Origin of the sequence: Methanoculleus frigidifontis (assembly GCF_030464345.1) — an archaeon.
Lineage (GTDB): Archaea > Halobacteriota > Methanomicrobia > Methanomicrobiales > Methanoculleaceae > Methanoculleus_A > Methanoculleus_A frigidifontis.
On record NZ_VCYH01000007.1, the window covers coordinates 156,835 to 178,028 of the forward strand.

At 52.8% G+C, this 21,194-nt stretch carries 16 protein-coding genes and 3 pseudogenes; 13 read left to right on the forward strand and 6 right to left on the reverse strand.

The window, feature by feature from the left end:
• Positions 1-572 precede the first annotated feature (572 nt).
• The 3 genes from FGU65_RS11530 to FGU65_RS11540 all read right to left on the reverse strand — a co-directional run bounded on the left by FGU65_RS11530 (position 573) and on the right by FGU65_RS11540 (position 2,511).
• Positions 573-716 carry a hypothetical protein gene (locus FGU65_RS11530; protein ID WP_301664624.1) on the reverse strand — a complete coding sequence of 48 codons (144 nt, stop codon included), beginning with the start codon at positions 714-716 and terminating at the stop codon, positions 573-575.
• 99 nt (positions 717-815) lie between these two features.
• On the reverse strand, positions 816-1,817 hold the full coding sequence (locus tag FGU65_RS11535) for a hypothetical protein (RefSeq protein WP_301664625.1): 1,002 nt from the start codon (positions 1,815-1,817) through the stop codon (positions 816-818).
• Positions 1,818-2,175: 358 nt separating this feature from the next.
• Positions 2,176-2,511 (reverse strand): hypothetical protein, encoded by a 336-nt coding sequence (locus tag FGU65_RS11540; protein ID WP_301664626.1) that lies wholly within the window; start codon positions 2,509-2,511, stop codon positions 2,176-2,178.
• A 288-nt stretch (positions 2,512-2,799) separates the two neighbouring features.
• Between FGU65_RS11540 and FGU65_RS11545 the strand changes: the two genes are divergently transcribed.
• The 9 genes from FGU65_RS11545 to FGU65_RS11590 all read left to right on the forward strand — a co-directional run bounded on the left by FGU65_RS11545 (position 2,800) and on the right by FGU65_RS11590 (position 13,783).
• On the forward strand, positions 2,800-3,396 hold the full coding sequence (locus FGU65_RS11545; protein ID WP_437344448.1) for a glucose-6-phosphate isomerase family protein: 597 nt from the start codon (positions 2,800-2,802) through the stop codon (positions 3,394-3,396).
• A gap of 426 nt (positions 3,397-3,822) precedes the next feature.
• Positions 3,823-4,728: a Gfo/Idh/MocA family protein gene (locus FGU65_RS11555; RefSeq protein WP_301664628.1), complete on the forward strand. Its 906-nt coding sequence runs from the start codon at positions 3,823-3,825 to the stop codon at positions 4,726-4,728.
• Positions 4,729-4,740: 12 nt separating this feature from the next.
• Positions 4,741-6,174, forward strand: coding sequence for a nucleotide sugar dehydrogenase (locus FGU65_RS11560; protein WP_301664629.1), 1,434 nt, complete (start codon positions 4,741-4,743; stop codon positions 6,172-6,174).
• 4 nt (positions 6,175-6,178) lie between these two features.
• On the forward strand, positions 6,179-7,291 hold the full coding sequence (locus tag FGU65_RS11565; RefSeq protein WP_301664630.1) for a DegT/DnrJ/EryC1/StrS family aminotransferase: 1,113 nt from the start codon (positions 6,179-6,181) through the stop codon (positions 7,289-7,291).
• A complete protein-coding gene (wecB, locus tag FGU65_RS11570; RefSeq protein ID WP_301664631.1) occupies positions 7,288-8,403 on the forward strand; it encodes a non-hydrolyzing UDP-N-acetylglucosamine 2-epimerase in 1,116 nt (371 codons plus the stop codon). The genes FGU65_RS11565 and wecB overlap by 4 nt, the downstream gene beginning before the upstream one ends.
• 45 nt (positions 8,404-8,448) lie before the next feature.
• A complete protein-coding gene (locus FGU65_RS11575) occupies positions 8,449-9,708 on the forward strand; it encodes a nucleotide sugar dehydrogenase (protein ID WP_301664632.1) in 1,260 nt (419 codons plus the stop codon).
• Positions 9,709-10,361: 653 nt separating this feature from the next.
• Positions 10,362-10,829: a polysaccharide deacetylase family protein gene (locus tag FGU65_RS11580; protein WP_301664633.1), complete on the forward strand. Its 468-nt coding sequence runs from the start codon at positions 10,362-10,364 to the stop codon at positions 10,827-10,829.
• A 168-nt stretch (positions 10,830-10,997) separates the two neighbouring features.
• The gene (locus FGU65_RS11585; RefSeq protein WP_301664634.1) at positions 10,998-12,089 is read left to right on the forward strand and encodes an NAD/NADP octopine/nopaline dehydrogenase family protein; all 1,092 of its coding nucleotides are present in this window, start codon (positions 10,998-11,000) and stop codon (positions 12,087-12,089) included.
• 62 nt (positions 12,090-12,151) lie between these two features.
• Positions 12,152-13,783, forward strand: coding sequence for a hypothetical protein (locus tag FGU65_RS11590; RefSeq protein ID WP_301664635.1), 1,632 nt, complete (start codon positions 12,152-12,154; stop codon positions 13,781-13,783).
• A gap of 8 nt (positions 13,784-13,791) precedes the next feature.
• On the opposite strand, the gene FGU65_RS11595 is transcribed toward FGU65_RS11590, so the two are convergent.
• Positions 13,792-14,919: a carboxylate--amine ligase gene (locus tag FGU65_RS11595; protein ID WP_301664636.1), complete on the reverse strand. Its 1,128-nt coding sequence runs from the start codon at positions 14,917-14,919 to the stop codon at positions 13,792-13,794.
• Between the two features lie 594 nt (positions 14,920-15,513).
• On the opposite strand from FGU65_RS11595, the pseudogene FGU65_RS11600 reads away from it, so the two are divergent.
• The 3 genes and pseudogenes from FGU65_RS11600 to FGU65_RS11610 all read left to right on the forward strand — a co-directional run.
• Positions 15,514-15,923, forward strand: a pseudogene (locus tag FGU65_RS11600) (transposase); the annotation flags it as partial.
• A gap of 543 nt (positions 15,924-16,466) precedes the next feature.
• Positions 16,467-17,975 carry a group II intron reverse transcriptase/maturase gene (ltrA, locus tag FGU65_RS11605; protein ID WP_301664637.1) on the forward strand — a complete coding sequence of 503 codons (1,509 nt, stop codon included), beginning with the start codon at positions 16,467-16,469 and terminating at the stop codon, positions 17,973-17,975.
• 62 nt (positions 17,976-18,037) lie between these two features.
• A pseudogene (locus tag FGU65_RS11610) lies at positions 18,038-18,505 on the forward strand (transposase); the annotation flags it as partial.
• 84 nt (positions 18,506-18,589) lie between these two features.
• On the opposite strand, the gene FGU65_RS16010 reads toward FGU65_RS11610, so the two are convergent.
• The gene (locus tag FGU65_RS16010) at positions 18,590-19,675 is read right to left on the reverse strand and encodes a reverse transcriptase domain-containing protein (RefSeq protein WP_437344449.1); all 1,086 of its coding nucleotides are present in this window, start codon (positions 19,673-19,675) and stop codon (positions 18,590-18,592) included.
• Positions 19,676-19,824: 149 nt separating this feature from the next.
• A pseudogene (locus FGU65_RS15925) lies at positions 19,825-20,142 on the reverse strand (reverse transcriptase N-terminal domain-containing protein); the annotation flags it as partial.
• 856 nt (positions 20,143-20,998) lie between these two features.
• Here FGU65_RS15925 and FGU65_RS11625 point away from each other — a divergent pair.
• Positions 20,999-21,194 (forward strand): transposase (locus FGU65_RS11625; RefSeq protein WP_301664638.1); only part of this gene is annotated, 196 nt, incomplete at its 3' end.

Genomic DNA, 21,194 nt, shown 5'->3' on the forward strand with positions numbered 1-21,194 from the left:
ATCGGAAGGAAAGCATCGCTGACTGTCGGCGAGATTGGTCGAAAGTCGATATGCCCTATGTGCCTGTGACGGCTATATGAGTCATGATTGGAAGATGAAATATCTACATACCATCTCGTGGCTGCCAGATGGGCTCTGTTTAAAGATTCGGAATCGAGATCAACTATCTTTTGCGAGAAGAGTTTCTTTTCTGCTTCCCACTCTTTACAATTAACAGAATGAATAACCAAGCTTTTTCTTAATTGCCCGTCGTACGACGTTTCGGAGATCCGATTCAGGATTGATTCAGCCTGAGAAACGAACGATTCGTTATATCGACCCATACCTGGTCAATCGGTTGGGAGTGAATAACGAATTGCGTTACTCTGCCATTCCATCATGTTATCGAACAGGTCCCAGCAATCCTGATTTAATTCATCGAATAATTTATTTTTATCCAGGTATCTTTTATCCGATAATTGAAGTTCAGATTCCAGAACAATTTCAAGCCATACACACTTGACAGGAAAGCCTGTTTGATTTTCGGTGTTCACTCTATCAGGTGTATGATTGGCCACCTTTCCCATAACCAATCAACCTGATATTTTGATTTTGCTCTTTTTAGCCAGACCTTCCTCGATCTCTTTCTCCAGCTGTTTGGTCTCTTTTTTTCCCCGGATAATATTTGCATATGAAGCTTTAATCGGGAGGAAAGTTGCCCGGTTGCTTTGTGTCATAAGTACCATCATATCATTTTATGATATATAACCATATTCATTTGCCTCAAAAGGGCTGCCGTAAAAGGTCCTCTCGACGCATGCATTACGGACATTTGGCTAATTCGGCCGCTCAAATAAATTAATCTGCTGTATTGTTATCATGGATGGGTTCGTCGTACTGTTGCAGTTGCCAAGCCACGGACAGGCACCGTGCACCAAAAAGGACAGTGTGAATATTCCGATCAACTCGACGATCAGGATAGCAACAAGGGCGATATACACCTTGTTATAGAACTCGAGATCACGATCGAGATCTTTGAGGAACAGCCACCCTTTGATAATGACCAGCGTCGTAATTACAAAGACCGGGTACGTAACGAAAAGGCTGGAATCATTCAGTAAGCCGTTATTAAAGGAATAAAAGAGACCTACGGGGAGGAAAAATGCCGATATCCCGCCAAAAGCCAGGCCCACCCGTATCCAGTTCAATAGCCGTTTGGGAACGTCGTGCCTGTGCGTAACTCTCAGCGTCCGCTTTGCGGCATCGCCCTTAAACGAAAGATATGCGCGCCTTCCGCTTTTATGGCCGACCAATACCCTCTCTCGGACAAGCCTCATGAGTTCGTCCTTATCGAGTTCCGCTCCGTCCCGGTCGACTATGTCCACAGTGTCATCGAAGTCGAAATGCTCTGCCGCCTCGATTATTACGTAGGAATTTACCTGGTCAGCCATTTCAAAGTGAAATCTGACATACTTCGCGTTTTCATATTTGGCTTCCTCGTCATCATTCGAAGAGGGAGAGAAGTTCTGAAATGTGATGGTGCGTCGAGACCGTGGCTTTAACTCCCGGTTTTGCGGCAGATAGATGTTGATGAGATAGTCCGAACAACCTTCCCGTCCTGCTTCCTGTGCCTTTGCGAATTCCAGAAGTTCGCCGTTCGTATCGGTGATCTTTAAAAAAGGCTTGTACTCCCCGAGATCATACTGTATAATATTAATACACTCTGTATCTTCATTCGAGAACGTGATCTCGCTTATTGCCGTGTACGACGAAAGCGTTTCGAACCGAAAGAGATAACGAACCCTCTCAATCTTTGTCTTAACATATTCTTCAGCCATACCACGCGACCCGGTTAAATCCTGAGAAGGCTATCCCATATCAATGGAAAGAGGCGTTCTCATAAATATCTTCTTATTTCCGGTTGTGGAAACGCCCCCAATCGCAAAATGGGTCGTTTTGCCTATCAGATGGGTGAACGGAGATGATATGAGCCGTAACGCCCCTGGTATGAGTTAAAGAGACGTGACAACCGAACATATCAGCGGCGATTGTCCTCAACCGGCCCATCCGAGTGAAGCAATCTATAAATAGCAGTATTTCCGCCCCGTTCCACCGAAATTTTGACCCGCACAGAAGCCCGCAGATGGCCGATCCCGAGGTGAGCCATACTCAACATCCTTGAAATATTATCCTCGATCATATCGTCGCTATGGCCTCGCGATTCTGTCGTTTTTCGGCTATCCGGCGCCGTTTGTCCGGTTTTTTCGAAGGCCTGATTTCGCGATCCGGGATCGCCGCTAAAATCGGAAAATAGGCGTAATACGGGCTTGTTTTGTTCGCGGGAGAGGGCGTTTCTTCGGCCGGGCAGCGGATGAGGGCCTCCACCTCTCTGGCCGGAGGGGCGGCCCCTCCAGCCCCCTCCCTCGATGCGATATCTCTGTGAATGTCCGTGCTCGCAGGTCTGCCCCTGGTGCACATCTTTTCTGCTGATTGATCCGGGAAGAGTGCTTCGATCCGGATCGATCTCTCCATCTGCGGACAGGTTTGGAACGTGCTCGATGAGTACCAGCTCCGTCTGGGAGTATTCCGCCGAACTAGCTGGAAAAGGGTGATCCGGCCATTTGGTGCAGCAGGGACATGCCCTCCCCGCGCCCACTGTGCATCTTCCACGATCAGCATCCCGGACTTCAGGAGCGCACCCCATCTGTCTGCGAAGCTCACCTGTGGATCACTGCTGCACCCAGCCGCACAGCCCCGCAAACGGGTGCACCAGAGCCGGATCGTGCACAGTGATTACCCGCCACAGCAGGACATGGATCGATGAACCACCACTGGCCCGGCGTACTCCCCGACCCCTGCGAACCCCCGGGCGACATGCGGTGCGTGCTGGCGAACCCGGACGCCGCCGGCACCGCACCCCTGTACTATATGTACCGCGACCTCGCCCTCTCCGAAGACGGTTCGCCGGTGGCTCGCGGAGCAAAACGTCCGGTTCGCCGTCACCGTCATTCCCCCGGGCGCTGTCGGCGGGGAGTGCGTCACGGCCAAGGGGCACATCTGCTCGCGCCGGCGGGCATCGGCTACCCCGAGCTCTACCAGGTGCTGGCCGGCGAGGCGCACTACCTTCTCCAGCGAAAAGATCTCAGTGACGGTGTCGTCGTCACGGCGAAGGTGGGGGAGTTCGTCCTCATCCCGCCCGGCTACGGGCACGTGACGATCAACCCCGGGCAGGAGGACCTCGTGATGGCGAACCCGGGTCTCGGCCGGGTTTGCGAGCGAGTATGCGCTCTACGAGCAGATGCGAGGAGGAGCATACTACGAGATGGAAGGTGGGGTCTGGGTGCGGAATACGCGGTATCCGGCGGTTACTTCGGTGCGGGTGGTTGCTGCCGGGGAGGTGCCGGAGCTCGGCATTAGGCATGGCAGGGAGATCTATGAACTGGTGTCGCAGCGGGAGGATCTGGCGTATCTGAATGCGCCGGAGAAGATCCCGGACGAATTCTGCGAAGCGTAGATTAATCGGCTTCACTCTCTGCCGGGGTCGTTCTCGGCACGTGTGGTCGACGAGTTCCTCATGAAGCCAGCCCCTGGTAACTATCGTTTCTTTTCGATGCGGTATGGTGCGCGTTTTGTGAATTCGGGGAAAATTTTTCCCTGAAAGATGAAGTGCAGTTCACGGACGGAATCGCAGATATCACCTGTTCCACGGCAGAAGGATGCCGCTTCCCATTTTTGCCGCGCTTTTCCGGAACAGGTGATTTCAGAATCCTTATGTGCCCCTCGCAGAAAATGGTAAACAGAAATTTTTCGCTGATCTGGATATCGGTTTTTGGGTGAATACGTATGGATATAGGGGTTATTGGCGTCGGGGCGATGGGGAAGAACCATGCCCGGATTTATTCGGAACTGAAGTCTGTCAGTTCGTTGTACATTTTCGATCTCAACACGGCGGCGGCGACGGAGCTTGGCAGGCGCTACGATGCCACGGTCTGTGCCGGCCTTGACGAGATGCTGCGCCGGGTGGATGCGGTGAGCGTCTGCGTCCCCACGCGTTTCCACGCTTCGGTCGCATCGGATGTGCTCGGCCACGGCGTGGCGATGCTGCTTGAAAAGCCGATCTGCTCGACGGCGGAGCAGAGCCGGGAGCTTCTCGCAGAGATCCCGGAGGATCTCACGGTCGGGGTCGGGCACATCGAGCGGTTCAACCCGATCGTCGGGGAGATCCAGAAGATCATGCGCGATCCCCTCTACGTGGAGTTCAAGCGGCACAACCCCGCCTCCGGGCGGATCACGGACGCCTCGGTCGTCGAGGACCTGATGATCCACGACATCGACATCATGCGCAACGTCCTCTTCGACGGCGACTACGCCCTCTCCAGCGTCGGCACCACGGACGTCTGCAGTGCTCTCTTCACCTTCGACGGAACGCCGGTCTACCTCTCGGCCAGCCGGAAATCCTCGAAGAAGATCCGGTCGGTCTACATCGAGCAGGAGGACATGACGATCGAGGGCGACTTCATGACCCAGGAGGTCTACGTCCACCGAAAGCCCGAGCAGTATGCCTCCGAGGACGAGCGTTACGTCCAGGAGAATATCATCGAGAAGGTGCTCGTCAACAAGGTCGAACCCCTGAAGGTCGAGCTCGCGACCTTCCTCGACTGCGCAAAGCAGCATAAACCGTTCCCGATCACCCCCGACCAGGCGGCGACGAACCTCGCGATCTGCGAAGCAATTATTCAATCATTTTAGGCAGGCATTCCCATGACATCTCCACTCCAGGCACGGATCGATAAGAAAGGACCCATCAAAACCATCGGCGTCATCGGCATGGGCTACGTCGGGATTCCGGCGGCGGTGCTCTTCGCCGACGTCCTGCACTTTGAAAAGGTCTACGGCTTCCAGCGCGACTCGCCCTCCTCCGGCTACAAGATAGATATGCTCAACCGGGGCGAGTCTCCCCTCGATCCCGACGAGCCGGAACTCGCCGACCTGATCCGAAAAACCGTGGACGCGGGTACGTTCCGGTGCACCTCGGATTTCGCGAAGATCGCCGAGTGCGACGCCGTCGCCCTCGCGATCCAGACGCCGTTTGCGAACCCGAAAGATCTGATCCCGGACTTCCGGCCGCTCGAGGAGGGGCTCCGGCACGCCGGGAAGCACCTCACCGAGGGCACGCTCGTCGTCCTCGAGTCGACGATCACGCCCGGCACGACGACCGGCATGGCGCGGCAGATCCTGGAAGAGGAGTCCGGGCTCGTCGCCGGCGTCGACTTCGCCCTCGCCCACGCCCCCGAGCGGGTGATGGTCGGTCGGCTGCTCCGGAATATCCGGGAGCACGACCGGATCGTCGGCGGGATTGACCCGGTCTCGACAGAGCGGGCGATCGAGCTCTACGCACCGGTGCTGACGCTTGGAAAGATCATCCCGATGACCGCGACCGCGGCCGAGGTGACCAAGACCGCCGAGAACGCCTTCCGCGACCTGCAGATCGCCGCCGCGAACCAGCTGGCGCTACACTGCGAGGCGATGGGCGTCAACGTCTACGATGTCCGCGCCGGGGTCGACTCCCTGAAGGGCGAGGGGATCACCCGGGCGGTCCTCTGGCCGGGCGCCGGGGTCGGCGGCCACTGCCTGACGAAGGATACCTGGCACCTCGAACGCGGAGCGCAGATGATGGGCGGGGCGCTGACGTATCCGCACGGCGCCGAGTCGGTCTTCGGCGTTGCCCGGGCGGTCAACGACTTCATGCCCCGGCACATGTACAACCTGACCGTGCAGGCGCTGCACCGTGCGGGCGTCCGGCTCTCCCAGGCCACCGTGGCCATCCTCGGCTGGGCGTTCATCCAGAACTCGGCCGACGCCCGCAACACCCCTGCCGAGCCCTACCGCGACCTCTTGAGAAAGGCCGGGGTGCGGGTAAGAGTTCACGATCCCTTCGTCGCCGACGAGCCCGGTCTTGCCGTCCTGCGGGAGATCGAGGATGCTCTCCGGGACGCGGACGCGATCGCGATCTTCGCCGGCCACGACCTCTACTCCCGGCTCGATCCGGCCATCGTGAAGGCGCTGACCGGCAGCACCCACCCGGCAATGATCGACGGGAGGAACGTGATCGATCCGGATGCGTTCATCGCCGCCGGGTTCGTCTACAAGGGGATCGGCCGGGGCGACAAGAACAGCCATCCGATTGTGGAGTGAGTACATGACGATCCCCATTGCACAACCGGATCTCGGCGAAGAGGAGATCGCCGCCGTCGCAGAGGTGATCCGCTCGGGCATGATCGCCTCCGGCCCGAAGGTCGCTGAGTTCGAGCGCCGGTTCGCCGACTACTGCGGCACGGAGTATGCAATCGCGACCAGCAACGGTACGACCTCCCTGCACGCAGGGATGCTCGCGGCCGGGATCGGGCCTGGTGACGAGGTGATCGTCCCGGCGTTCACCTTCTTCGCGACGGCGAGCAGCGTCTCTATGTGCGGCGCAACGCCGGTCTTCGCCGACGTCGATGAGTGGACGTTCAACCTCGATCCCGCCTCGGTGCTCGAAGCCATCACCCCGAAGACGAAGGCAATCATGGGCGTCCACCTCTTCGGCCAGCCGTTCGATGTTGACGCCGTCCAGGAGATCTGCGACGACCACAATATCCTTCTCTTCGAGGACGCCGCCCAGGCGCACGGTGCGGAGTACCACGGCAGGCGCGTCGGCGGCCTCGGCGGCCTCGGCACCTTCGGGTCGTTCTCCTTCTACCCCACGAAGAACATGACGACCGGCGAGGGTGGGATGGTGACCACGAACGATCCCGAGATCGCGAGAAAGACTCGGCTGCTCGTCAACCACGGCCAGGCCGAGAAGTACCTCCACACCGCCATCGGCTACAACTTCCGGATGACCGATATCGGCGCCGCCATCGGCCTCGTGCAGCTCGGGAAACTCGAAGGGTTCAACGAGCGGAGGACCGCAAACGCCCGCTACTACGACGAGCACCTCACGGCGCCGGGCGTTGTTACGCCGTATGTTGCGCCCGGCGGGCGGCATGTGTACCACCAGTACGTCGCAACCGTCGGCGACGAATGCCCTCTTACAAGGGACGAACTGATGGCCTACCTCGGTCGGCAGGGAGTCGGATCCGCGGTGCACTACCCGATACCGGTCCAGGATCAGCCGGTATACCGCGCAGGACAGGACGCCGTGAAATGCCCGGTCTCGTCGCAGCTGGCCCGGCAGGTATTGAGCCTCCCGGTGCACCCGGGTATCGGTATCAAGGAGCTTGAACAGGTCTGTGACGCCGTGAACAGGGTGAAGGAGGCCGGCAGGTGAAGATTGTCTCTGTCGTCGGCGCCCGCCCGCAGTTCATCAAGTGTGCTCCGGTTTCAAGGGAGCTCCGGCGCCGGCACGAGGAAGTCCTCGTCCATACCGGCCAGCACTACGATCACGGGATGTCGGATGTCTTCTTTGAAGAGCTCAGCATCCCGAAGCCCGACTACAACCTGCATATCGGCTCCGGAAACCAGGGGCAGCAGACCGGGGCGATGCTCGCCGCAATCGAGGATGTCCTGCTGAAGGAGAAGCCTGACTGGGTGCTCGTCTACGGTGACACGAACTCGACGCTTGCAGGTGCTCTTGCGGCTGCGAAACTCCATATCCCGGTGGCTCATGTCGAGGCGGGCCTCCGGAGTTTCGACCGCGCCATGCCGGAGGAGATCAATCGGGTGCTGACTGATCACGTGTCAGACCTGCTCTTCTGCCCGACGGAGACGGCAGTGAAAAATCTCGCGGCCGAGGGCATAACCCGGGGCGTGCACCATGTTGGCGATGTGATGCTGGACGCGCTCCTCTACAACCGGACGATCGCAGAGGAGCGCTCACAGATCCTCGCCACGCTCGATCTCACCGAGAAGGGCTACCTCGTTGCGACGGTGCACCGGCAGAGCAACACCGACGATCCACGGGCACTCGGTAGTATCGTGGACGCCTTCACCGCCCTCGACGAACCGCTCGTCCTCCCGCTGCACCCCCGGACCGCGAAGTACCTCCGGGAGTACAACCTCTACGACCGGCTCGCCGCCGCGCCGCACGTCCGCATCGTCGAACCGCTCGGCTACCTCGATATGCTCCAGCTGCTCGCCGGCGCCCGGCTCGTCCTCACCGACTCGGGCGGGGTGCAGAAGGAGGCCTACATGCTCGAGGTGCCCTGCGTCACCCTCCGGGAGAATACCGAGTGGGTGGAGACGGTCGAGGATGGCTGGAACGTCCTCGTCGGAACCGATACGGCAGCGATCACCGATGCGATCCGCGGCTTTGCCCCGTCCGGGAAGCAGCGTGCCGCCTTCGGAGATGGGGGCGCGAGCCGGAGGATAACGGAGATTGTGAGGGATTATGATGGTGGCAATGGGGTTAAAAGTGTATGCAAACCCTCTGTTCAGCGATAGAATGAATTTGACTATGTCAACAGTATTATATAATGGGGATTTCCTATGATTCAGAATTTACTGAAAGAAAAGATCGTCTGTGTCGTTGGCCTTGGATATGTCGGCTATCCGCTTGCTGAAACGTTCTCACAGCACGTTACAACGATCGGCTTTGATATCGATGCAAACAAGATACGGGCAATCAACGAGAACCCGAAGAGCACCATTCTCGCCACGACCGACCCGTCAGAGATTCGACGGGCAGATTTTGTTATCATCGCTGTACCCACCCCGGTGACGAAGGCCAAAGATCCGGATCTCTCGTATGTCCGTTCTGCGGCCGAGGTCGTGGGACGAAATCTCAAGAGAGGGGCTATCGTCGTCTTCGAGTCCACCGTGTACCCTGGAGTGACCGAAGAGGTCGTTCAGCCGATTCTTGAGTGTGAGTCCGGCTTTACCTGCGGTAAAGACTTCAAGATAGGTTACTCTCCTGAGCGGATAAATCCCGGTGACGACGCCCACACTCTGAATAAAATCACCAAGATTGTCTCCGGCATGGATGCAGAGACTGCAGAGACCCTTGCCACTCTGTACAGCATGGTCACCACGGTTTTTGTGGCAAAGGATATCAGGACGGCAGAAGCTGCGAAAGTAATCGAGAACGTCCAGCGCGACCTCAACATCGCCCTGATGAACGAACTTTCGATTATTTTCAGCAAGATGGGGCTTGACACCCGGGCCGTGCTCGAAGCCGCCGGGACGAAGTGGAACTTTCACCAGTATCGCCCTGGGCTTGTCGGTGGCCACTGTATCCCGGTCGACCCCTACTACCTAGTCTACAAGGCTGAAGAGCTTGGCTACCATCCACAGGTGATTCTCGCTGGCCGAGCGATTAACGACTCGATGCCCCGGCAGGTTGCCCAGATTGCGATTAAAGGGTTGAATGAGGCAGGGAAGGTCATCAAGGGTTCAAAGGTTCTGATCATGGGTCTGACCTATAAGGAAAATGTTCCCGACACCCGTGAGAGCCCTGTGGAGGAGATCGTCAGGGAGCTTGAAGAATTCCATATTGACGTATATGGCTACGACCCGCTCCTCGGGCCCGCGGAGATCGGACACTTCGGTGCAAAGCCACTAGCGAAACTCGATGGGCAGACCACGCAGACAGACTGCATCATCATTAACAGCCCTCACGATGCGTTTAGATCTCTGGTATTTCGAGATCTACTGGCACTCTGCAACGGCAAACTGGTTCTTGTGGATGTAACAGGACTGTTCAGGAACGATGCTACCATTCGGAACAGGTGTTACTATCGGACTCTTTAAGAGATGCTACTTGAGACTGGAAGAGTTATTCTGATAGAAATGATGGGATATACGTATTGCATTTTATCTCTGTTATCTTCACTTGGATGCTCTTGCTCATGGGATTTATTGGTAGTGACCGGAACAGAACCTATGTAAGTCAATCCCTGTTACTTGTTGTGAGGCAATGAGTTTGAAGCAAAATATTATGATGATGGAACTGCTTCAGCAGGATACCAATATCTGGGATCTCTTTGCTAGGAATGAGGAGTATGACCTTGGCCTCCGTGACGGCTTCGATCGTTTCCCCCATTATATGAGTTCGCACCGAAACCCCTTCGAGCCCAGTGTATCAGAGTACCTGCACGAACGCGGCTATCGAATTGAGTTTCCGGGGGGTCAACCTTTTGCTGTTTGTCTGACTCATGATATCAATTTGGTCTATCGGTCTGCCCTTGCCAAAGGATACGGCACCTTAAAATCCCTTAGAATGGGAGATGTCCGGAATGGCCTTCAAACAGCTACTCAGATCCGATCAAGAAAGCTTCCGCTACACAATTTTCGGGAGATTAGGCCCTTGAGGAGGAATATGATGCTCAGTCGAGTTTCTACTCCCCCGCCCCGGGAACTGGGACTATTCCTATGACATCAGGGATCTCGAGGGAGAGATCGGGATGATCGCCGACGCAGGCTGGGAGGCCGGCCTCCACGGAGGCCACCAGGCCTACTGCGACCCCGCAGCCCTGGAAATTGAGACGAAGCGACTGGAGGCGGTCATCGGCTGGTCGATTGTCGGCTACCGGAATCACTTGCTCAGGTTCCTGATCCCGGAGACCTGGGAGCACCTCAATCGTGCTGGGTTCCGATATGAGACTACTTTCGGATATCCCGACTGCATCGGGTTCGGGTACGGGATGTTCTATCCCTTCAAGCCATATGACCTCCAGGCCGGTTGCCAGATCGATATCCTTGAGATCCCTCTGACGATCATGGACGGCACGCTCAACCGGTACATGCGGCTTGACGCCGGAAGGGTCTTTGTTTTGGGGGGGGTCACTCGCCGCCTCATCAATGCGACAGAGCGTTGCCACGGGGTTATCACCATCCTCTGGCACAAAATTACCTGGAAGGGGAGTGACTGAAGTTTGTATGAGAAGGCGCTGCGATAACTGCAGGGAGGGGGGGCGTGGATGACGAGTGGTGAAGAACTAATGAACTGTGTAGCGTTTCACTGACTATTGGATATATGGATGAAACTACATACTTGAGGGTAGCACTTATGGGGTTCTATTTACGGAGTTGAGAGGCAGATGACTATTGAGGGGATATCAAGATTTGCAGTAATTGGCGCTGGAAACGTTGGAAAGGCTATGGCAGCGCATTTGTCTATTTTAGGATACGAGGTAAACCTTTTCAACCGAACAGAAGAGAATATTCTCCCTTTAAAAAAGGATAATGAAATAAGTGTATCTGGAGTAATTGAAGGGCGTGCAAAAATTGGTCTAATTACTTCTGATATTCGTAAGGCTATTGAAAATGTAGATATTATCATGGTGACGACCCCTGCATCAGGGCATAAAGAGATTGCAGATCTACTTGGGCCAAATTTACGTAAAGATCAAATTGTCGTGTTGAACCCGGGGAGAACGCTGGGGGCACTTAAATTTTCTCACATTTTGCACAAATACAAAAAAGAAAATGTTGTGTCTGAAACTCAAACAATACTGTATACTACAAGATTCTGTGATATGAAATCAGAAATATTTGCCATAAAACGTAGGGTGCCACTCGCTGCTTTTCCGGCGTGCAGGACAGAAGAAATACTTGATTTGTTTAAAGATATTTATCCGGAATTCACTGGGGCAAAGGATTCCCTTGAAACAGGGCTTGCAAATGTAGGTGCAATACTGCATCCAACGCCAACTCTCCTGAATATAGGATGGATTGAAAACAGTAAGACCCCTTTTAAATATTATTATGAGGGGATAACGCCATCGATTGCAGGATATCTTGAGTCAATTGATCGTGAAAGAGTCACGGTTGCACATGCCCTCGGCTACAATATTCCTTCGGTAACAGAGTGGCTCCACGAGGCATATGGAATCATTGGTCGGGATCTTTACGAAACCTTACAAAATAATGAGGCTTATCAAAAGATAGATGCCCCTCAAAAGATCAGACATCGATATATTTATGAGGATATCCCAACGGGTCTGGTCCCGATCTCCTCAATCGGCAATAGGATGCGGATTCCAACCCCTCATATTAATGCTGTTATAGAATTAGCTTCGAATATTACCAATACTAACTTCTGGCAGTGCGGGAGAACGCTTGACAACTGTGGGTTTTCTGATATGACGATGGAAGATTTAATCGATTATATTTATTATGGTAAAGGATAGTAATAATGCTTAGTTTAAGACCATTAGATTATTAAGAGAGTGATATTCAATTAGGTGGTAATATGCACAATAAAATTCTTGCTGCAACTATTGGCGATTGCATTCATACGATGAGTCTGATGAAATATTTATCTATAGCAGAGGAACTTGAATTTGAAGCTAATTTCATTGGATCCGCCCTGTCTATTGATACAATTATCCGGGAAATTGAAATCTGGAAACCTGATATCGTAGTATTAAGCTATCGATTGACTCCGTCTGTAGCTCGAGAATTGTTCTCAGAATTAAAAAGCCGCTTGAAAGGGACACAGTATGATAATTTGATATTTATATTAGGTGGAACCAATCCTGTTTTGAGCGAAGCTCAATCTTTTGGGCTATTTAAATTTATGTTCTCAGAGGTTACTCCTGAATGTTCTGCAATACAATTTCTTAATGGAGGTGCAAATAATCAAACTGGTTCTTACACCTATCAAACTGATCTTGTCATGCGGATCGAGCAAAGCTATCCGATGCCACTGATTAGACATCATTTTGGTTTACCCTCAGTGGAGGAGACTATTGAGGGTGTACGGAGAATTGCAGAATCTCAAGTAATTGATATCATTTCAATAGGTCCTGATCAGAACGCACAGGAACACTTTTTCCGACCGGAGAGTATGAATCCACACTCAGACGGGGCCGGAGGCGTACCTTTAAGGAAGTCAACCGATCTGTCAGATATCTATCAAGCATCCCGGTGCGGTAATTATCCCCTTGTAAGATGTTATGCTGGCACAAATGATCTGACCAGATGGGCTGACATGCTGGCAGAAACCATTCATGTCGCATGGGGAGCAATTCCAATAACATGGTATAGTGAATTGGATGGAAGGTCGTCAAGACCGCTGGTTCAAGCTATTAAAGAAAATCAAGACGCTATTGCTTATTATGCATCGAAAGGTATTCCAGTTGAAATAAATGAATCGCATCAATGGGCACTGAGAAATACATCTGATATTATTGAGGTTGCGACAGCATACATTGCTACATATAATGCCAAGAATCTAGGTGTTAAGCATTATATAATGCAATATATGCTTAATACCCCCCCTGGCATTTCTCTTGAAATGGATATTGCCAAGATGCTTGCGAAAATCGAGCTTATTGAATCATTACATGATGATAATTTTACATCGTATCGGATGATAAGGACTGGTTTGGCAAGCCTCAGTTCCGACCCGGATGTCGCAAAAGGCCAATTAGCATCATCAATAACCATTTCAATGGCACTTAAGCCACATATTGTTCATGTAGTTGGCTTCTCTGAAGGAGACCATCTTGCATCGCCAAAAGATGTGATTGAAAGTTGTAAGATTGCACGAGGTGTAATCAGCAATTGTTTAAATGGATTGCCAAATATTCTTGAAATACCTAATATTGTTCAAAGGAGGGCAGAAATTCTTAGAGAAACAAAGGTATTGCTAGATGCCATTAGAGATCTGTCAGACGGCGATACAGATCCTTTATTAGATCCAAGTCTACTTGCACGGGCCATTGCAATAGGTTTCCTTGATGCGCCGTTACTCAAAGGCAGAACAGCAGCAAAGGGAAATCTTACAACTAGATTAATCAATGGTGCATGTCAGGCAGTGGAACCAAATAGCGGAGAGGTTCTCGATGAGAAAAATAGATTGAACTTGTTAAGTAAATAAATTATAATCTAATCCATATCTTTATACTTTAATTTCTTTAGTCTATGTAATGGTTTGCTAAAGAATTTAAAAGCATGAACCAATCCTGGAAGTGGGTCGGTCCAGGACTCTATAGCAAATACCTTTTTCCCTCGGGTTGACCTTAACCATTCAGTCAAACTAATTGCATATTCTGTGTAACCAATTTTCCTGAATAGAAAAATTGGGAAGAAAAAGTCTTTTAGGAAGATCATCCATACTTTCCCGTCTTCTGATGCTGAAGGTAATTCAAATGGTTCTCCTAATATATCTGAATATGCAATATAAGGAAGATTAATACCAGACATATAGACTGAATAGTTCCACATGCCAGGTCTTGGGTTTATTTCAACGAGTTTGAATATTTGATCTCTCTCATCTTTTTTAAATTCAGTATTTGCAATACCGTAATATCTCAATGCTTTTATTAATTTTACTCCTAAATCGTACACTTCAGGATCATTTTTTACGCGGCCTGATATAATTGTTCCAGCATCTGGTGGATATTGTCTAATTTTATATCCGGTAGAATATGCAACAATGTCGGCATTACTATTGGAATACGAAGTGATAGTATAGAGATTCGTAATAGGACCTATAATGAGCTCCTGAAGAATTAGCGGTACATTGTCTAATCCTTTCTCAATTATTATTTTCTTCCAATGCATCATTTGCGCATAATTAGAAATTGTAATATTCGGTGATCTTGATCCCAGTTTTTCCTTAAACCCTATGTTAATCTCAGGCTTTATAATGCAAGGGAAATGTATCTCGTTTGCTAGTGCATCGATCTCTAAAATATTATTAATAAAATATGTTTTTGCACATGGAATCCCATTATTTTGAGCAACTTCGTACAATTTTCGCTTATTCCAGCATTTTTCAATGATCTCCCATTCAGACATAGGATACAAATAATATTTGGAGAGTGTTTCTCTGTATTTACTTATCGTGACTAGCCAGACGTCGCCAGCGGCAAATAGCACCCCCTTTTGTGGGAGATTCTTTCCAAGGTCAATTAAGTAGTGAATAAAATCTTCCTCTGAAATCTCTGGATCTGGGCAGAGGTGTGATATACAGTATTTAGAATAGAAGGGCAATGACTTATGTTTATCCAAGTAAATGGTGGGTATTCCGACGTGTCCAAAGCTTCGTACTAGACCAAGACCATTGACATTACCTCCCAAAATTATGGGACTCGGTTTATTTAGCGTCTTAATTTTGTTGCTATCCAATTTCTCACCTCATGATTACATAGTATTTGATTGTTGTAATTTAGAACATTCCCTTTAAAACAGTAGCGTATAGATCTTTGAGGATTGCGATTAACTTGCCCCTCCCCCCGGATACTGTCATCAGCGGTGTAGATTTGTACACTTTCGACGGTGTAAAAGTGTACACCTGCGAACCCTCAAGCACGTTCTTGAAGGTCGTGGCAATGTTCACTGTGGTGGAATTTTTCGTGATCCGAGACTTGCATCATCAGGGGCTGAACATCAGCCAGATCTCACGCTAGACCGTCGAATAGGGGCATAGGATTACTCCCACACCCCCTTCTCAGAACGGAGCGTGCGACTTTCACTGCCGTGTTGAATAACTCCGGTCACTCGACCACAAAAGTGAAGGTGACGGCCGCCCCTGCCGCCCCTCCATGGTCAAGAAAGAACGCTGGGGACGACCGTCTCCTGACACTCGCGACTGGAGTATATATAATGACCGGCTGGTCAAGCGCGGTGAGTTCTATCTCTCGCTTGACTTCCTCCGCCAGTGGGACGACCTGCTTGCGGAGATGAACGCCGGCAAGCGCGGTCGTCCGTATCAGTATCCGGAACCGTTCATTGCGTGGATGGCCTGCATCCACGTCTTCCTCCTGATGCCCTACCGCCAGATGGAGGGCTTTGTCCGGAGCCTTGCGGCGTTCATTCCCCATCTCACGGCAGCAGACTACACCACGCTCTTCCGCCGGATCCAGCAGATGGATCTCTCCCTGAAGGTCACTCCCGAGCTCCTCGCTGAAGACGTGATCATCGCCGTCGACAGCACCGGGATCACCGTTACAAATCGGGGTGAGTGGATGCGGGAGAAGTGGAAGGTCAGACGCGGGTGGATAAAAGTCCACGTGCGACAAGAGGCTGTATCGGGGATTGCGGGTCAATCCGCCGCCCTATCCGTTTGGGGTGTCCCTACTGTGGCATGCGCTCCCGGCAACGGGAGGGTGTGAAGCCCACGGGACAACGTGGAGAAGAGCGGAACCCTGATTCGCTCAATCTGCAAGGGAAAAGGCGCCATGGGGAAGCAAACGCTGAATCATCGAAAGGACCGTCATGATCGACAAGCGAAAGCAGGGTGAATCACGCTTGAACCAAAAGGTACGGAGCCCGGCTATCACTGATGTGTACACAGGATGGCAGACGGACGGAGCGGTTCCCGGTCTACAGATGGCCCCTACAGCGTCACTAAGTATCCTCGATATGGAACTTGGAAACCCGTATCCGCCCCTCATCAGAGGTATGGAGGCCGTGAGACCGACAAACGGCGGAGACGGAACAGGATGTCCCAAGAAGCGAATGCCTACCGGTAACCGGCAGGATAGAGGCACCTGCCTCGACCTGAAAGGGTGCAGACGTGGGACAGGTGTTTCACAGCAAAGAAGGGAGGTATACCCGTGAAAGTATGTCGTTCAACGACGCCGAATGGCGAGAAGCATACTGACAAGGAACTCGCCCGGCAATGGAACTCCATTGACTGGGACACAGTGAGATCCGACGTTAACAGGCTACAGACCCGAATTGCAAAGGCAACGCAAGAAGGAAAATGGAATCTGGTAAAACGACTCAGTTACTTGCTGACGCATTCACGCTCGGCCAAACTGTATGCAGTACGGATTGTCACGCAGAACAAGGGAAAACGTACCCCGGGTGTTGACGGCGACCTCTGGACAACTGCATCAGCCAAGATGCGGGCTGCCCTCAGCCTCACCGATAAACAGTACCGGGCGCAACCACTCCGCCGTGTCTACATCCCAAAACCCGGGAAGACGACGAAACGCCCCATCTCCATCCCGACCATGTACGACCGGGCAATGCAAGCGCTCTACGCACTGGCCCTCCAGCCGGTAGCGGAAACGACGGCAGACCCTCGTTCGTTCGGGTTTCGGCTCTTCCGGTGTGCGCAGGATGCATCTCGCTATGCATTCACCTGCCTCGGGAGCAAGGGCTCGACCCCATGGATTCTGGAAGGCGACATCAAAGGGTGTTTCGACACCATCGCCCACGACTGGCTCATGAAGAATATCCCGATTAACCGGTCGGTGCTGACCCAGTTCTTGAGAGCCGGATTCATCTTCGAGAGAGCGCTGTATCCAACGGACAAAGGCACGCCGCAAGGCGGGCTAATATCGCCCCTCCTCGCCAACATGACGCTTGACGGGATGGAGAAGACTCTCGCCGCACGATTCCCGAAGGTGAACGTGCACTTCATCCGCTATGCCGATGACTTTTTGGTCACCGCTCCGACAAAGGAAATAGCGGAGGAAGCCTGCAACAGCATCCAAGCGTTTCTTGCAGAACGGGGTCTCGAACTGTCCGCAGAGAAGACGGTGATTACCCATATTGACGACGGTTTCGACTTTCTTGGATACAATTTCCGAAAATATAAAGGAACGCTCCTGGTAAAGCCGTCCCGGAAGTCAATCAAGGCAATCACAGAGAAGATCAAGGCGATCGTCAAAAAGGCACGAGCCTGGACACAGGATCAACTGATACGGGCTCTGAACCCAGTAATCAGGGGATGGGCCAACTATCACCGCCACAACGCAGCCAAAGAGACGTTCCGAAGACTGGACGCCTATGTCTGGGCGGTCACCTGGAAGTGGGGCAAACGACGACACCCGAACAAAGGGTTCAAGTGGATAGCCCGCAAGTACTGGCACGCAGTAGGAACACGGAATTGGGTGTTCCGGACAAACGAGAATACGCTGCAATTGTTCTCTGACATCACGATTAAACGACATGTCATGCCGAAACTGAACGCGAACCCATACCTCGACAGAAACTATTTCCTTGACAGGCGGGAACGCATGCAGAGGCAGACGCCCTGGATTCAAACCAGACTATCTTTCTTCGCGTTGCCGCCCGATACTCGGGTAGTGGAACGCGTGAGCGTACTGCGGTGAAAACCGCACGGTGCGTTCTTGGAAGGGGGGGAGGTGGTAACACCTTCTCCCTATTCGACGCGATGATCGATGTCGAGAGCAATCAGGTTCTCGGTCTGGAGATCACTGACGAGTCGGTGCAGGATGACCGGATGTTCACCCCGCTCCTTGAGCAAGCCATAGAACACTGCGGTGAGGAGCACCCAGTATACCGGGTGCTCGGCGATGGTGCATACGATAGAAACGATATCTTCAACCTCCTCGAGAAACGGGGCATCCAGTCCGGGATCAAGACCCGGAACGATGCCGCAACCCATTCCACGGGGTCACCCTACCGAGCCGAGTGCGTCAGAGATCGCATCAGAATGGGTGGCTATCGGATGTGGTCATGGATAACCACCTACGGCATGCGATGGAAGGTCGAAGGGAACTTCTCCAGTTTCAAACGGATCTTCGGGGAGGGAGTCCGGGCAACGTCCCACGAGGGCATGTTCCGCGAGATCAGGATGAAAGTGAACTGCTACAACATGCTGGTTGCTGCGATGGCCTGAGCGAAGCCGACGCAGGAAGACCCGGCAGGGAACCCGTGGGGAATTGTGCAACACGGCACTTTCACCGCACTCCGCTCAAGCACTTCACAACCCGAATGTCGGGCGGCAGTATGCGAAAAGTGATAATCGCGTCTGGCTCCAGGGCGTCTGCTTTCTCAGTCTCTTCTTTCTGGCGAGGAAGTAGTTTCTGTCCAGATAGGGATTTGCATCGAGTTTCACCATGGAGTGTCTGCGAACCTTCGTGTCGGCAAATCGGACGAGTTTTTCTGCATCTGTCCTGAAGACCCAGTTGTTCGTGCCTTCGGAATGCCAGTATCGCCGTGCAACCCACGTGTGGTTTTTGTTCGAGTGTCTCCGTTTTGCCCACTTCCAGAGCATGTTCCAGAGGATGGCGTCCAGCCGCTGGTATGTCTGTTTCGCCACGACGTGGCGATGGTAGTTGGCCCACCCCATGATGACCGGGTTCAGTGCTCGTATCAGATCTTCTTGCGTCCAGGCGGCGCCTTTGTGAATGATCTCTCGGATCGATTCCGTGATCTTCTCGACGGATCTCCGCGAGGGTGTGCTGAGGAGCGTTCCCTGGTACTTCCGGAAACTCCAGCCGAGGAAATCGACTCCTTCGTCGATATGCGTGACCACGGTTTTCGACTCGGAGAGTTCGAGGCCTCTTTCGGCAAGGAATTTCCTGACATGCTCGCGGATGGCCTCTGCGACCTCCTTCGAGGGAGCAGTGATGAGAAAGTCATCGGCGTATCGAATGAAATGCACCTTCATCTTCGGGAACCGCTCGTCGAGGGTGCCTTCAATCCCGTCTAATGCCATATTGGCCAGAATCGGGGATATCAGCCCTCCTTGCGGAGTTCCCTTGTCCGTCGGGTAGAGTGCCTGTTCGAACACGAACCCTGCCTTGAGGAACTGTGTTATGACTGACTGCTCCAGAGGGATGTTCGCTTTCAGCCAGTCGTGGGAGATGTTGTCAAAGCAGCCCCGGATGTCTCCTTCCAGAATCCATGGAGCGGATTGCGGGTGGTGGAGGCAGAAGAATGCGTATTGTGCCGCATTTTGGGCACTCCGAAACAGCCGAAACCCGAATGACCGTTTGTCAGCACAGGTCTCCGCCACGGGCTGAAGGGCCAGCGCGTAGAGCGCCTGCATGGCCCGGTCGTGCATGGTCGGAATGGAGAGCGGGCGTTTGGTATCCTTCCCGGTCTCGGGATGTAGATACGTTTTAGTGGTTGCGCGCGATACTGGTTACTGGTAAGACTCAATGCAGCCCTCATCTTCTGAGAGGGGTCAGTCCAGCGTTCACCGTCGATTCCCGGGGTACGTGCGCCCCGGTTCTGCGTGACCGTTCTCACTGCAAGGAGTTTTGCAGAGTGCGAGCGGGTCAGCAGATACTGGAGTCGTTTCACGAGGTTCCATTTTCGTTCATCGGTAGCCTTTGCAATCCGGGTCTGTAGCCTGTTAACCGTGGTTCTCACTGTATCCCAGTCAATGGTGTTCCATTGTCGGGCGAGTTCCTTGTCAGTATGCTTCTCGCCGGTCGGCGTCGTTGAACGACATACTTTCACAGGTATACCTCCTTTCTTTGCCGTGAAGCACCGGGAGCAAGTCTGCACCCTTTCAGGTCGAGGCATCTGCCTCTATCCTGCCCATTACAGGCAGGCGTTCGCTTTTTGGGACATCCTTTTCCGCCTGCACCATTTGTTGGCCTCACGACCTCCATACCTCATTCGAGGGCTGCATGCGGGTTTCCAAGTTCTGAATTATGGATAATTGTGGATGTTTTAGGAGCCATCTCTAGGCCGGGAACCGTCCGTCCGTTCGTTATACCGTAAGGGTATCCAGTATAACCTGATTCCATACCGTTTTGGTTCAGGCGCAGTCTGGTTTCGCCTGTTCTCATCTAACGACCTTTTCGGTGATTCAGCGTTTGCTTCTCCATGACATCCTTTCCCTGGCAGATTGACCGGGTCAGACTCCCGGTGGTTTCCACGTTGTCCCGCAGGCTTCACACATTCCCGTTACCAGAAATGCATGCTGCGATAGGGATATCCCGAACGGAGGGGATAGCATTACGCAATCCATAGTACAGCTTCTTGTCGCACATCCTTACGATGGTTCACTCTTCAGTTCTCCGTAGCATCCCTACTCTAGCAATTTGTCCGGGGAAGGCTCCCGGAGTTCATCACATTGTCCCATGAGCTTCACACACTCCCGTTGCCAGGGGTGCATGTCATGGTAGAGTCATGCCGAAAGGAGGGCATGGCGTTTCGCAATCCGCGATACAGCTTTACATGTCGCACCAGTACTTCGCTAATTCTCTCCTTCCTCTCTTTCCCTTCATCAAGGATTCTCTCTCCGTTGCCTAAACTGGACACCGTGGCACGTGAATCCATCTGGCAATCCCCATTGCTCCCCGGATCGCCTCCCAAATTATACACATGGAGGACATCCTAAAATTATAAGACCTCTCAGATAATATTCCGGGTCATGGCCTTCCGGGAAATCGACGATGATCTCTGGGAGATCATCCAGAAATACCTCCCCCCAACGAAGCCACACATTGGCCGCCCGCGGCGTGACCCCCGCGGGCTGATCAACGGTATCCTGTACGTCCTGACCACCGGCTGCACCTGGCACGACGTGCCGGAGAAATACGGCACGAAATCGACGGTTCACCGCTACC

Coding starts and splice junctions, on each gene's coding strand:
- FGU65_RS11540 (WP_301664626.1), bottom strand. CDS start 2,511: ATGGAGAGATCGATCCGGATCGAAGCACTCTTCCCGGATCAATCAGCA.
- FGU65_RS11590 (WP_301664635.1), top strand. CDS start 12,152: ATGCACAATAAAATTCTTGCTGCAACTATTGGCGATTGCATTCATACG.
- FGU65_RS11545 (WP_437344448.1), top strand. CDS start 2,800: ATGAACCACCACTGGCCCGGCGTACTCCCCGACCCCTGCGAACCCCCG.
- FGU65_RS11580 (WP_301664633.1), top strand. CDS start 10,362: ATGATCGCCGACGCAGGCTGGGAGGCCGGCCTCCACGGAGGCCACCAG.
- FGU65_RS11585 (WP_301664634.1), top strand. CDS start 10,998: ATGACTATTGAGGGGATATCAAGATTTGCAGTAATTGGCGCTGGAAAC.
- FGU65_RS11530 (WP_301664624.1), bottom strand. CDS start 716: ATGACACAAAGCAACCGGGCAACTTTCCTCCCGATTAAAGCTTCATAT.
- FGU65_RS11565 (WP_301664630.1), top strand. CDS start 6,179: ATGACGATCCCCATTGCACAACCGGATCTCGGCGAAGAGGAGATCGCC.
- FGU65_RS16010 (WP_437344449.1), bottom strand. CDS start 19,675: ATGCACGACCGGGCCATGCAGGCGCTCTACGCGCTGGCCCTTCAGCCC.
- FGU65_RS11555 (WP_301664628.1), top strand. CDS start 3,823: ATGGATATAGGGGTTATTGGCGTCGGGGCGATGGGGAAGAACCATGCC.
- FGU65_RS11535 (WP_301664625.1), bottom strand. CDS start 1,817: ATGGCTGAAGAATATGTTAAGACAAAGATTGAGAGGGTTCGTTATCTC.
- FGU65_RS11560 (WP_301664629.1), top strand. CDS start 4,741: ATGACATCTCCACTCCAGGCACGGATCGATAAGAAAGGACCCATCAAA.
- FGU65_RS11575 (WP_301664632.1), top strand. CDS start 8,449: ATGATTCAGAATTTACTGAAAGAAAAGATCGTCTGTGTCGTTGGCCTT.